Source organism: Bradyrhizobium pachyrhizi (genome assembly GCF_029714545.1).
GTDB lineage: Bacteria > Pseudomonadota > Alphaproteobacteria > Rhizobiales > Xanthobacteraceae > Bradyrhizobium > Bradyrhizobium pachyrhizi.
The window spans coordinates 2,351,844-2,364,201 of sequence record NZ_CP121667.1 but is presented as its reverse complement, the minus strand read 5'-3'; the positions used below and the strand labels follow the sequence as shown (position 1 = coordinate 2,364,201).

Genomic DNA, 12,358 nt, shown 5'->3' with positions numbered 1-12,358 from the left:
CCGGCATCCACTTCGCTCGAAAACGCGCTAGTGCCATGCGCTGAGGTTCTGGAGCAGTTGCCCGACAAGCATATTGAGCTCTTCGGCGCCGCCTGCGGCACCGAACACGTAACGGTCGGGCCGCACGATCACCGCCACGGCACCATGTTGCCGCATCCATTCGGCGAACAGCCCGTCGTGTTCGACCACGGTCAGGATACCGCCTCGATCGGCAGTTTCGCCCGATGCGGCGATGACGACGCGCTGGCCTGACAGACGCTGCCAGGCGGCAGCGGACGCATCCGACAGCCACGCCATCGGCTCCGCCGTCGTCGTCACGATCGCGAATTCCGGTTTCAGCAGATCGTCGAGCCGGCACGTCCGCCCATCTGCCGCGCGCACATGCGGCTGCACGAACAGCCGCCCGGCAAGCGCAGCATCGCGCGCGATCAGGCCGGAAACGAGATCGGGGATGAATTTCTGCCTGATGGTTTCGGCCTTGCCGGCCTTCAGGTCGGCGCGCAGCCGCACGTCACGTTCGACGGCGGCCACCGGATCGAGCTCGCCGATGATCTTGCCGAACTCCTTGGCGCTGGCGACGACGGCGCGGACATGCGGCTTGCGCTCGATCTCGTAACTGTCGAGCAGCGCACCGCCCGCGTCGCCGCGAAGAACCAGCCTCAACTTCCAGGCCAGGTTCACCGCATCGCGGATACCGGCGCACAGTCCCTGCCCGAGGAACGGCGGCGTCTGGTGCACGGCATCGCCCATCAGCAGCACGCGGCGGTCGCGCCAGCGCTGGCCGAGCAGCGCGTGAAAGCGATAGACCGCCGAGCGCCAGATCGTGAGGTCGGAGATATCGGTGAAACCCCTGAGCAGCTTCACGACGTTGTCGGGCGCGCCGGCCGCCTCGGGGTCCTCGCCGGGCAGCAACTTGATCTCCCAGCGCCGCAAATTGCGCGGGCCCGGCACGAAGGTGCCGGGACGCGACGGCCAGCAATACTGAAAGCTCCTGGCCGGCCGCTTGGCGGGATCGCTGGTCAGCGTGTCCACCACCATCCACCATTCATCGAAGGCGAGGTCGTCGAGGCCGATGCCGAGTTGCTTGCGGACGAAGCTGTTGGCGCCGTCGCAGCCGACCAGATAGCGCGCCCGGATCAAGACCTCCTCGCCGGACTCGCGACGCGCCGTCAGCATCACCGCGCCATCGTCCTGCTGCAGCGCCACGCCCGTGGCCGCAAGGAAAATGTCGGCATGCGGATAGTCGGCGAGCTTGTCGCGCAGCGCCTGCTCGACGTCCGGCTGCACGAAGGTCACGTTCGGAATCCAACCAAGCGGAAACGGCGGCGGCATCGGGTCGAAGATCTTGATGACCTCGCCGTCGACGCCGAGATAGTGCGAGCCGTTATGCGGGGCGATCGCCTGCTCCATGAAATCGCCGAGTCCGATCGCCTGCAGCACGCGCAGCGCCTCGTGATCGAGCGTGATGGCGCGCGGCTTGTCGTAGATGTCAGCAACGCGCTCGACGACGGCGACCCTCAAGCCGGATTTCGCGAGCAGATTGGCGAAGATGGCACCGACCGGCCCGAGGCCGACGATGGCCACGTCATGGATGGGATTATCGGCTGGCAATGACATGCTACTTCGCGAGGTAGCTCTCGAGCGTCAGCGGTTTCGGCTTCACCTGCGGCTCGCGGATCGCGACACCTTCGAACGGCGTCGCCTCCTCGAACCAGGCCTGCCGCGCCGGCAGCCCCCACGGGAACGAAATCGTGTGGTCGGACGGATCCCAGCCGACCGGCGCGTTCTCGATGTCCATGATCTGGTAGTGCGTGTTGAACAGCTCGACGCGATGCCCGTCGGGATCGCGCATGTAGACATACATCGCGTGTCCCGGGCCATGGCGCCCGGGGCCGCGTTCGACGGCCGCGCCATAGCCGAGCTCGCCGGCGACATCGCAGGCGTTGAGCAGATGATGAACTTCGGGCGCGAGAAATGCGAAATGATGCAGCCGCGGTCCGGCACCGTTGAAGAACACGATGTCGTGCGGATTGCCCTTGCGCTGCAGGAACACGCCTCGCAGGTCGAAGGTATCAGCGGGCGCGATATATTCGCTGAGCCGGAAGCCTGCCGCGGTGTAGAACTCGCACGCCTTGCGCACCTCCGGCGTCAGCACCTGGTAGTGATCGAGCCGCAGCGCCGAGCCGCCGGCATGGCGGGTGAATTTGGTGATCATGCGCGGCTCGACCGGCATGGTCGCGCAGAACTCCAGCGGCGTGCCGGCCGGATCGGTCGCATGCAGGGTGCGACCCTGATGCCGCACCTCGGCCCAGGCGGCCCGGCATCCCTGCGCTTCGAAGAAGGCCTTGAGCCGGTCGAGGTCACCGTCCAGAAAGACCCGCAGGCCCAGCCGCGCGCAGGCGGCGCCCTCGCCTTTGCGCAATACAAGGCTGTGATGACAGGCCTCCTCGACGCCGCGGAAATAGAGCGCATCGCCCTCCTCCGCGGTCAGGATCAGCCCGATCACCTTTTCGTAGAACTGCCGGCTCGCCGCGAGATCACGAACGGTCAGGACGACATGGCTGGCTCGCGTGATACGGAACCCGGGATCGTGGTTCGTGGTCGGGAGGCTCATGCGCACCTTCCGGTTTTTGCCGTTCGGGGGAACCCGACTCATTGCGAAAAACCCGCGGTGGATCAAGCAGCGCGACGCGCGGCGAGCTTCGCCGCTCCGTGACCTCGCGTCACGCATTTGTATCGATTTGTTAGCAATGCCCGCCGGTGGAACCGAAGGAGCGGCCCGCCGCGGCACGGTCCGTTCCAATAGTTCATAGTTTGTCAAAGGTTTGCAGAGAATTCTTCGCCACTGCGCCATGGCCAAACCGGGCAGGCAACGTAGTGATGCGTACCCATCTGAGATCATATTTCGCGACCCTGTTCGCGGGCGACCTCGCGGCCTTCGGTGCACCACCGGCGGACGAAGCGCTTGCCGGCCACATCCGCGCCGAACAGGTCTCGCTGGTGCTCGGCTATTCCTTCGGCATCATGCTGGCCAACGCCTGCAACGCGCTGGTGCTCGCGATTGCGCTGTGGCAATCGCCGGACTGGGCCTTTGCGCTGGTGTGGGCGGCCGCGGTGGGCAGCGCGGCGCTGTTCTTCGGCCTGCAGGCGCGGGCATCGCGCCGCATCGCCAAGCCGCAATTCGTGTCGCGCCGAACCATGTACCGGCTAGTGCGCAATGCGCTGGCGCTCGGGACGGCGTGGGGCGTCGTCCCCGTCGCGTTCTTCGCGAACGCATCGAGCGGCGCCCAGCTCGTCATCACCTGCCTGTGCGCCGGCATGCTGGCCGGCGGCGCCTTCGCGTTCTCCACCATCCCGATCGCCGCGATTGCGTTCACCGCGCCGATCTTCGTCGGCACCGCGATCTGCCTCGGCCGGGACGGCGATTTCGTCTACCTCCTGATGGCCGTGCTGGTGCTGGTCTACGGTTCGGTGCTGCTGCGCGGCGTGTTCGTCAACGCGTTCGAGTTCAGGCACCGGATCATCGCCCAGCACAAGGCCGAACGGACGGTGAGGCAGGATCCGCTGACGCATCTGCCGAACCGCGTCGCCTTCAATGAGGCGCTCAACGGTGCACTGAACCGGCTGGCGCGGTCGGGCGAGGAATTCGCGGTGCTGCTGCTCGATCTCGATCGCTTCAAGGAGGTCAACGACAGGTTCGGCCATCCGGCGGGCGACGAGTTCCTCATCCAGGTCGCGGCCCGGTTGCAGCGCTGCACGCGCGCGGCCGAACATGTCGCTCGGATCGGCGGCGACGAGTTCGCGCTCATCATGTCGAATCTGACGAGGCCCGAGGACGCGCTGGCGATCGCCGAACGGTTCGTCGCGGCCTTTGCCGACCCGTTCCCGATCGACGGGCTGGAGGTCAACCGCACCATCAGCATCGGCATCGTGCTCGCGCCCCGGGACGGCAGCACGTCCCACGACCTGCTCAAGCATGTCGACATCGCGCTTTACCGGGCGAAGAAATCCGTCCCCGGCACCATCTGCTTCTTCGAGGCCAGCGACGACCGGTCGGCGCGCGACCGCCGCGCCTTGCAGCGGGATCTCGAGCACGCGATCGAGGCGGACGAGCTGTTTCTGGTCTACCAACCGTTCCTCGACATCCGCAAAGGCCGCGTCACCGGCTTCGAGGCCCTGCTGCGCTGGCAGCATCCGACGCGCGGCCTGATCCCGCCGACCGTCTTCATCCCGATCGCCGAGGAGAGCGGACTGATCCACCAGCTCGGCGAGTGGGTGATCCGCCGCGCCTGCACGATGCTGTCGCGCTGGCCGGACGACATCCGGATCGCGGTCAATTTCTCCGCGGTCCAGTTCCAGAACGTCGGCATCCTGCAGACGATCGTCGACGCGCTGGCCGAGGCGAATGTCGCGCCGAGCCGTCTCGAGATCGAGATCACCGAGTCGATGCTGATCTCGAAATACGGATCGGCGCCCGCGATCCTGCACGCGCTGCTCGAGCTCGGCCTGACGGTGGCGCTCGACGATTTCGGCACCGGCTTCTCGTCGCTGACCTATCTGCGCAAGCTGCCGTTCAGCCGCATCAAGATCGATCAATCCTTCATCCGGGACATGCTGACCCAGCCGGACTGCGCCGCGATCGTCAAATCGGTGATCGGCCTCGCGCAGGAGCTGCAGATCGGCGTCGTGGCCGAAGGCGTCGAGACCGCGGATCAGCTCGAATATCTGCGCCAGACCAGCTGCGACGAGGTCCAGGGCTATCTGATCGGGCGGCCGATGTCAGGCAGCGAGATTTCCGCACTGCTCGATCACGATCCGCAGCACTCGGTGCACGCGGCGTAGCCCTGATCGGACGCCGCCCGAGCGCCGCTCGGTTGGGTCAGAGCGCGTCCGACCGATGCAGGGTATCGACCGTGATGGTGCCGCGGGCACGCGAGACGCAGGCGCAGATCTTGCGGCTCTCCTGCTTCTGATGCTCACTGAAGAAGACGTCGCGATGGTCGATCTCGCCGTCGACATCGACCACGTCGACTGCGCAGACCCCGCATTCGCCGCGCCGGCAGTCGCTCATCACCTCATGACCGGCTTCGTTGAGCACGTCCAGCATCGACCGGTCGCGCGGGGTGACGAACTCGGTCCCCAGTTCGGTCCCTTGGCCCCTGAGCCGCACGCGGAAAGGCTCGGTCGGCAGCAGCCCGCTCGATCCAAAGGTCTCGTAGCGCAAATCGGAGAGCGGGCGACCGGATGCCTCCCAGGCGCGCCGCACCGCGTCCAGCATCCGCATCGGGCCACAGAACAGCGTCATCGTATCCTGCGGCAGCGCGGCAAAGACGCCGCCGAGGTCGAGCCGCCTGCCCTCGTCGCCGGCATGAACGGTGAGGCGGTCGCCGAGCGCACGCTCAAGCGTATCGAGATAGACCGCATCGCCGCGCGTGCGCACGGCATAGTGCAACGTCACGGCTGCGTGATGTTGAGCCGCGCGTCCGGCGCGAGCGACCACATGTTGCGCGAGCCGCCGCGGGAATCCGCTGCGCGCCGCACCGCCCTGCGGATCGACTTCGCCGACCAGCGAATAGGACCGCGTCTGCGGCCGGCCTCCGATGGTGACGCCGACATCGATATGGCTGCCGACCGGATAGGGCGCACCCGCGGCGCCGCCCAGGGAGAGCTGGCGACGACGTGGCGCGATTTTCCGCGACGATGGGAGAAGCAGCTAGGCCGCTCTGGAGGCGGTCAGCGGATCGAAAGCTGGAATCTGCAAGCGCCTGCGCGATTTGCCGGAGGCGCCGGCGCGCGGCCTACGAGTTCGACGCCGCGCGGGTCGAAGCCGACTGAACATCCTTGATGTTGATCACCACGGCGATGCGCTTGATCGTGCCGCTGCGATAAGCCTGCAGGAACTTGTCGTAGTGCTTGACCGAGATGCAGCCGTTGGAGTCGCCGTTCGGCCCGAGCATGTAGCTGTGGACCAAGAGGCCGACGCGCCCGAACGTGTCGCTGCCATCGACCGGCGTCATGCGCAGCGCGGGCACGCCGTGGAACAGCTTTTCACGCGGCTTCATTTCATAGATGCCGGGCGGCGTCGCGCCTGCGTTGCGGGCATTCACGTGCGCCGGGTCGTCGAGCAGATTGCCGAGGCCTGAATGCGCCTCGAACTTGGTGCCGTCGGGCATGTACACGATGCGGCCGGTGATGTCGTAGACCGCCGTCGTGCTGTCATAACCGAGCTTGCCGAGATCGGGACTCGGACCGGACAACAATCCGTCATTCGGATCGAGCGAGGCCAGCTGCAGCTTGCCCGGCATCATATCGGCGATCTTCTGCAGGAATGTCCGGTTGTCGCCCTGCTGCACCGGCGCCTGCGGCGGTGGCGGCTGATCGTTACGCGCAAGCAGATTGGCCTCGGCCGGCCGCGACCGCGGCATCGGCACGGAGGACGTCGTCGCTGCGGTCGTGGCAGCGACGGACGCCGTTGCCGACTGGCTGGTCGGCAGTTCGGTCTGCGTGTCGCGTAGCTGGCCGGCCAGCGCGTCCTCGATCTGGCCGAACTCGGAATTGAAATCGCCGCGGCTCGAACGGAACCCGCGGCGCAGTGGATAATAGAGTGAGGCCGAATTGATCGTGGAGCGCGAGCCGAAGCGATCGTCGAAGTTCAGCGAGGCTGAGGTGTTGGCGAGCGCCGGACCGTGAAGCCATGCGGTGGGGTCGATGCCGACCATCCAGGCGGCAAGGCCAGACGACAGGGCAAGCGCGCTCACGGCAAACGCCGTGCTGCCCACCAGTGACATGCCGCGGCTCGACTTACGCCGGGCAGCTTTCGTCGTTCGTTGACCCATCAATCCCCAAGTTCGGTGCTCTGGGGCCTGTTACCCGGCCCACCGGGATTCACCGATCACTCATCATATCAGGGAATTAGAGTAAGGCATAATCGAGACAAAGCGGACAACGAGAGGATTTTTAAACGTTTTTCGGATGGAAAGTGCCAGAGAATCAGCCTTGGGCGGGCTGAATTGACCGAAAAGGTCCCGATTCGGGACGATTTCGACGGCTCAGGCGATCTTTTCCTCCCAGAGGGTGAGCACCGGGACCGGCTTCCCGATGGCGTAACCCTGGGCGTAATCGACCCCGATCTGGCGCAGCTCGTCCAGGATCGCGAGGTTCTCGACGAACTCCGCGACCACCTGCTTCTGCATGATCTTCGCGGTCTTGGTGATCATCTCGACCATCGCCCGATCGACCTTGCTGTTCAGTATCTCCTTCACGAACGAACCGTCGATCTTGATGATGTCGACCGGCAGGTGCTTCAGATAGGCGATCGAGGACATGCCGGTGCCGAAATCGTCGAGCGAGAAGCTGCAGCCGATCTCGCGCAGCCGCGCGATGAACTTCTGCGCCTCGTCGAGGTTCGAGATTGCGCTGGTCTCGGTGATCTCGAAACACACCGATGCCGGCGAAACGTCAAGTTGCGCGAACAGCCCGGCGACGAAGTCGACGAAGTCGCTGTCGCCGATGGTGGCGCCGGACAAATTGATGGCGTAGCTCGCAATCTTGCGCGGCTGGTGCTTGCGCTCGGCGATGATCTCGAAGGCGCGGCGAACCACCCAGCGGTCGATCAGCGGCATCAGCCCGTAGCGTTCGGCGGCGGGCAGGAAACTGCCGGGCGGCACCAGCGCGCCGTTCTCGTCGCGCAGGCGCAGCAAGAGCTCGCGCCGGTCGTTGCCTTTCAGCGCGCCGTTCACCGGGCGGATCTCCTGCTCGTAGAGGCAGAAGCGTCCTTCGTCCAATCCCTTGCGAATGCGATTGACCCAGCTCATCTCGGCAACGCGCACGGCCATGCCGGTGTCGGACGGGCGGTGCTCCTGGACGCGGTTGCGTCCCTTGTCCTTGGCAAGGAAACAGGCAACGTCGGCAAGCCGCAACGCGTCCTGCACGCCGGCGCTGTCGGCCAGCCCGACCAGGCCGATGCTCGCGCTGATCCGGAAGCTCGACCCCTCATAAACGAAGTTCGACTGCTCGATCACCGCCCTGATCCGCTCCGCGACGTCGGCAGCGACGTCGTGCGTCGCGGAGCCGTCGTCACGCAGCAGAATGCCGAACTCGTCGCCGCCAAGACGCGCGACGAGGCCGCTGCTGCCGACTTCGGTTGCAAGCAGCCTCGCCACCTGCTTCAGCAACCGGTCGCCCGCCATATGGCCGCAGGTGTCGTTGACGATCTTGAACTGATCGAGATCGATCAGCATCAGGTCGGCGCCGATGGCCAGCGAGCCCGACATCGCCTTGTGCAGTTCGAACTCGAACTGCCGCCGGTTGGCAAGGCCGGTCAGCGCGTCATGCGAGGCAGCCCACGCCAATTCCTCGACCAGCCGCCGCTCGGCAGTCATGTCGTGAATGATCATGACTCGGCCCGCCGGTTCTCCGGCATGCACGATCGGGGTCTCGACCACCGAGACCGGCACGCTGGAGTGGTCCGGCCGCACCAGGAGCTGCGGCCGGCTTTCGTCGGCGGCGTCGAACGATCCGCGCACCGGCTGTTCGGCAATGTTGAACAGCGACGCCAGCGACCGTCCCGTCACCTCCTGCCCTGCCGCCATGAGCCGCTGCGCGGCGGCGTTCACGTAGTCGACCCGATCGTCCTGCGTCGTCACGATGACGGCATCGCCGATCGACGCCAGCGTGAGCTGGGCGCGCTCCTTCTCGACCGCGAGCGCGGTCTCGGCAAGCCAGCGCCGCCACAGCATCCGCCTCGTGTGGACCAGCACGATGCCGGCAAGGCAAGCCGCGATCACGAGGTTGACCAGCAGCAGCAGCGCGGAGACCTGCCGCGACGCCTTGCCGAGATGATCGGAGAAATCGACGGCGAGCGTGCTCAGCGCGGCGTCGACCATACCGATCCGTTCGGCCCAATGCCGGATGGTCGCAGCCGACGGGTCGTGCAGCGCGACGTCGCTCGCGGCCTCGTTCCGGATTTCAATCAGCTGATCGAGCAACGCATCCGAATTGCGCCATGCCGTCACCGCGCCCGCCACGTGGTGCATTGTGCGGAAGTATTTGAACAGCCAGATCAGGCCGCCGATGTCGTCATCATGATTACCTGCCCTGGCGAAGCCGGCGCTCGCCACCGCGTCATTGTCGCCAGGCGCCTCCAGGGCGCGCCGCGCCGTACGATCGGCCAGCGGCACCGCGATCGCGGCATCGAACTTCTGCAGATAGAGCGGCGCGCCTGTGCTGACATAGGTCTGCAGGTAGTGGATGGCGTCCTTCTGCCCCTTCGACCACATGCTTTCGCCGGCCACATAGGCCCTGACCGCCGACATCACCTGCAGGCTGCCCACCGACAGGCCGCCGAGCAGCAGCACGATGGCCAGCAGCGGCCCCACCACCCGCCACAATGACCAGCTTCGAAACGAAAAGAACATGCCCAATGCGCCCCGACCCTGAAATTTATCGGGTAGCCTAGGAACGGTGACTTAACCTCACGTTGCAAAACGGGATGAGTTTGAAACGACTTGGCAGCAGCGCAATTGCGTCAAACTTTACGCAACGGCCGCGACGCTCAAGGACGCAGCGTCGGCGACGTGTTCGGCGCGGGCGCCTGCTCCATCTCGGCCACCTCGGGCAGCTTGTCGGCGTGAACGGCCAACGGCGTGCCGATCCAGAGCGGATCGTCGTGGTGGTCGCGGCGCGGATTGGTGGTGTTGGGATGGACCAGGATGCTCAGGCTGCCATGGTTCAGCATCAGCCACGGCACCAGCGTCGGAAACAGTTCTGCCGCAAACGCCACCTGATACATCGCCTGATCGTGCGGGCCGACCTTGACATCGTGCCAGCGCCCGAGCGTGACCAGGAAGCGCTCGCCGATCCAGTTGCGCAGCCGCTCCGCCTCATCCCGGCTGGTCGCGGGGTCGTAATAGACATGAGCGTGATAGCTCGCGATCTCGCCGATCGTCCGTGGCGCGCCCGTCATCTCAGCTCTCCTTCTGACCGGTCATTTGCGCCGCAGCACACTGAACTGGAACGACTGCGTCGCGCCCCAGGGCGTGACGTGCCGGTGCGCCTCATGCGCGATCAACTCGAATGCCGGACCAATGGTCCTGCTGAGCGTCACGGGATCATAGCGCTGCACCGGCAGGCCGCTGCACTTCTCCGGGCCGTCCAGCGCAAAGGTGCCGATCACGGCGTGGCCATCTGCTTTGACGCCGCGATGCAGCCGGTCGAGATAGGCCGCGCGGTCTGGTTCCTCGACCAGGAAGTGGAACGCCGCACGATCGTGCCAGATGTCGAAGGCCTGCTCCGGCTGCCAGACCGTCGCGTCACCTACGATCCAGCGCACCGCGTCAGCTGCTGCGCCGATCCGCTCCCGCGCGCTCGCCAGCGCCGCCTCGGAGAGATCGAGCAGGGTCACATCATGAAAGCCGCTCGCCAGCAGCGCATCGACAAGTCGCGAAGCTCCGCTGCCGATGTCGACGATCGAGGCGTCGCGGCCGGGCGCAACCGATTCGATCAGGCGCAGCGAGGGCTGCGGATCGGCCTGCGACCAGCTCACCTGCTGCTCGCGCTTGGTCAGATAGACGGTCTGCCAATGCGATTGGCGATCAGAAGCAATCATGGCGATAGGTCCCGAAAGCGGCGCCAGCAACCCGCGTTGCGCACGATTAACCATGAGCTAGGCGCGGACGTTTCCCGCGTCAACCCGCAGCAGCCGACGCGCCAGCCTTGCAGCAGCAAATGCCGCATTTGATTTGCGGCATTTTCAGACTAACCTGACCGACAGGTTGAGATCGGGGCGCCCGGGGGATGGCCAACTTCGGCTGGACACGCGTCAACAAGCCTGCACAAGCGGAGGACGCCGCCAGCGACTTGCGCGGCCTCAGCGATCCGGCGGCGTTTCTCGCCGCGCTCGACAAGGTGGTCCCGCGCTATCTCGATCTCGCCGACAATGGCGTGCTGGTCTATCCGGCCTGCAAACGCAAGTCCGGCGATCTGCTCGGCGACATCAGTGCGATCTGGGAGCACACGCGGCTTGAAGCGATGCGCTATGTCCCGATGGTGCCTCGGCAGGACATCTCGCTGCTGGTCGATCCGGCCCGCCAGGCGGAGATGATCGATGCTTTCCTGCGCCAGCGCGCACACGACAAGACCGTCGTCGATTTCACCGGCACCGCGATCGAAGACTACGGGATCGCGATCTACGCTGGCTTGAACTGGCTGAACCATTGCGGCGCCCTCGTGGGTGCCGATCCGCAAAAGTTCTCCGGCACATTGCGGAGCTTCCGCAGGGTCATGGTGGTCGCCCAACAGTGGTGGGCGATCGACGGCGCGGCCGAGCGCTGTCGGCAACTGCTCGAAGCGCGCGAACGGCCGCCGCTGGTGTTCTTCCTGCTGTGGGCCGAATGCACCAATTTGGCGCGGGAGATCGCGATCGCTGCGGCCGGTCCGAATGCAACCGAGGACACCATCTCGCGGATGCGCGCGGCCGAAGATCCGGAACAGCTGACCTAGGAAGCCGGCGGAGCCCGGCCGTCAGGCGACAGGGTCCCCGTCGGCGGACGCCAGCTGCAATTCCTTGGACTTGCGCGAGATCAGGCGGGCCAGCTCGCTTTGCTTGTAGGTCTCGACGAACTTGATGGCGAAGCCGTTCGGCAGATGCCGGACCACTCGCCCGACGCAGGCGCCGATCGCCAGCGGCATGCCGATCGGCGGCTGCGCCTCGGAGGAGACGGCCGCGCCGGACAGCGACATATCGATGATGAAGCAGCTCTGCATGGTGCCGTCTGCCAGCGTCAGCATGGCATGCGGCGCGACGGGAACGAAACGCGGGTTGTTGCGCGCCTCGCGGATGCTCGGATCCTTTTGCTTCTTCTCGATCCAGGTCAGCTTGTCGGCGAACTTCTCACGCATGGCATGCGTCATCTCGAGCTCGAGCAGGAAGCTGCCGCTCATCGTGTCGGTGATGCAGCCCTCGAACTTGCCGAACTCCTCGAAATACGAAGTCAGCCGGTCGCCGACCTTGCCGACGACGGGCACGTCCACGATCATCCGGAACGGCGAGACGCGCGTGGTGCGGCAGGCGAAGGTGCGCAATTTGCCCTGGACATCGTACCAGTTCGGCAACGTGTAGCTGCCGTTGACGGTGATCTTGACCGCGCGTTGCTTGAGAAATTTTTCGACGGACACGACTGAACCTCGCCCGAGGCGATGTGAATGCACGGAGGTCGGGATTGACCGGCTTCACTGCCGGTCCGGTGGAGGGGAAGTCCGCTACCGACGCGATGGTAGCGGGGAGCTGCGGCACGCATCCCAGCGCGTGGCGGAATGGTCTTGGCGCGATGGTCCTGGCGCGCAGGTGCGTACAGCCATA

Annotated in this window: 9 protein-coding genes and 1 pseudogene; 2 read left to right on the top strand and 8 right to left on the bottom strand. The window is 65.7% G+C overall.

All coding sequences use genetic code 11. The features are described from left to right. Nucleotides 1-27: 27 nt before the first annotated feature. Both mhpA and QA639_RS10815 read right to left on the bottom strand, forming a co-directional pair. Nucleotides 28-1,617 carry a bifunctional 3-(3-hydroxy-phenyl)propionate/3-hydroxycinnamic acid hydroxylase MhpA gene (gene mhpA / locus QA639_RS10820; RefSeq protein ID WP_157340565.1) on the bottom strand — a complete coding sequence of 530 codons (1,590 nt, stop codon included), beginning with the start codon at nt 1,615-1,617 and terminating at the stop codon, nt 28-30. Between the two features lies 1 nt (nt 1,618). Continuing rightward, nucleotides 1,619-2,614 carry a VOC family protein gene (locus QA639_RS10815; protein WP_283089749.1) on the bottom strand — a complete coding sequence of 332 codons (996 nt, stop codon included), beginning with the start codon at nt 2,612-2,614 and terminating at the stop codon, nt 1,619-1,621. A 266-nt stretch (nt 2,615-2,880) separates the two neighbouring features. On the opposite strand from QA639_RS10815, the gene QA639_RS10810 reads away from it, so the two are divergent. After that, nucleotides 2,881-4,842, top strand: coding sequence for a putative bifunctional diguanylate cyclase/phosphodiesterase (locus tag QA639_RS10810; RefSeq protein ID WP_157340569.1), 1,962 nt, complete (start codon nt 2,881-2,883; stop codon nt 4,840-4,842). A gap of 37 nt (nt 4,843-4,879) precedes the next feature. Here QA639_RS10810 and QA639_RS10805 read toward each other — a convergent pair. The 5 genes and pseudogenes from QA639_RS10805 to QA639_RS10785 form a co-directional block, all read right to left on the bottom strand. Next, nucleotides 4,880-5,689: pseudogene (locus tag QA639_RS10805) on the bottom strand (flavin reductase family protein). Between the two features lie 109 nt (nt 5,690-5,798). Continuing rightward, nucleotides 5,799-6,788, bottom strand: a complete 990-nt coding sequence (locus tag QA639_RS10800) for a DUF2778 domain-containing protein (protein WP_050387419.1) — start codon at nt 6,786-6,788, stop codon at nt 5,799-5,801. A gap of 261 nt (nt 6,789-7,049) precedes the next feature. Continuing rightward, complete coding sequence (locus QA639_RS10795; protein ID WP_283089748.1) at nt 7,050-9,416, bottom strand: putative bifunctional diguanylate cyclase/phosphodiesterase; 2,367 nt, start codon at nt 9,414-9,416, stop codon at nt 7,050-7,052. A 137-nt stretch (nt 9,417-9,553) separates the two neighbouring features. Beyond that, nucleotides 9,554-9,964 (bottom strand): DOPA 4,5-dioxygenase family protein, encoded by a 411-nt coding sequence (locus QA639_RS10790; protein WP_050387421.1) that lies wholly within the window; start codon nt 9,962-9,964, stop codon nt 9,554-9,556. Nucleotides 9,965-9,985: 21 nt separating this feature from the next. Further along, complete coding sequence (locus tag QA639_RS10785; RefSeq protein ID WP_050387422.1) at nt 9,986-10,606, bottom strand: class I SAM-dependent methyltransferase; 621 nt, start codon at nt 10,604-10,606, stop codon at nt 9,986-9,988. Nucleotides 10,607-10,794: 188 nt separating this feature from the next. Between QA639_RS10785 and QA639_RS10780 the strand changes: the two genes are divergently transcribed. Beyond that, the gene (locus QA639_RS10780; protein ID WP_028333263.1) at nt 10,795-11,499 is read left to right on the top strand and encodes a hypothetical protein; all 705 of its coding nucleotides are present in this window, start codon (nt 10,795-10,797) and stop codon (nt 11,497-11,499) included. A gap of 21 nt (nt 11,500-11,520) precedes the next feature. Here the strand turns inward: QA639_RS10780 and QA639_RS10775 are convergent, their stop codons facing one another. Continuing rightward, entirely contained in the window at nt 11,521-12,174 is a 654-nt protein-coding gene (locus QA639_RS10775) for a PilZ domain-containing protein (RefSeq protein WP_283089747.1), read from the bottom strand. Between the last annotated feature and the right edge of the window lie 184 nt (nt 12,175-12,358).

Bases quoted from the DNA above. Each gene is read 5' to 3' on its own strand.
- QA639_RS10780 (WP_028333263.1), top strand. From the start codon at position 10,795: ATGGCCAACTTCGGCTGGACACGCGTCAACAAGCCTGCACAAGCGGAG.
- QA639_RS10800 (WP_050387419.1), bottom strand. From the start codon at position 6,788: ATGTCACTGGTGGGCAGCACGGCGTTTGCCGTGAGCGCGCTTGCCCTG.
- QA639_RS10795 (WP_283089748.1), bottom strand. From the start codon at position 9,416: ATGTTCTTTTCGTTTCGAAGCTGGTCATTGTGGCGGGTGGTGGGGCCG.
- QA639_RS10810 (WP_157340569.1), top strand. From the start codon at position 2,881: ATGCGTACCCATCTGAGATCATATTTCGCGACCCTGTTCGCGGGCGAC.
- QA639_RS10815 (WP_283089749.1), bottom strand. From the start codon at position 2,614: ATGAGCCTCCCGACCACGAACCACGATCCCGGGTTCCGTATCACGCGA.
- mhpA (WP_157340565.1), bottom strand. From the start codon at position 1,617: ATGTCATTGCCAGCCGATAATCCCATCCATGACGTGGCCATCGTCGGC.
- QA639_RS10785 (WP_050387422.1), bottom strand. From the start codon at position 10,606: ATGATTGCTTCTGATCGCCAATCGCATTGGCAGACCGTCTATCTGACC.
- QA639_RS10790 (WP_050387421.1), bottom strand. From the start codon at position 9,964: ATGACGGGCGCGCCACGGACGATCGGCGAGATCGCGAGCTATCACGCT.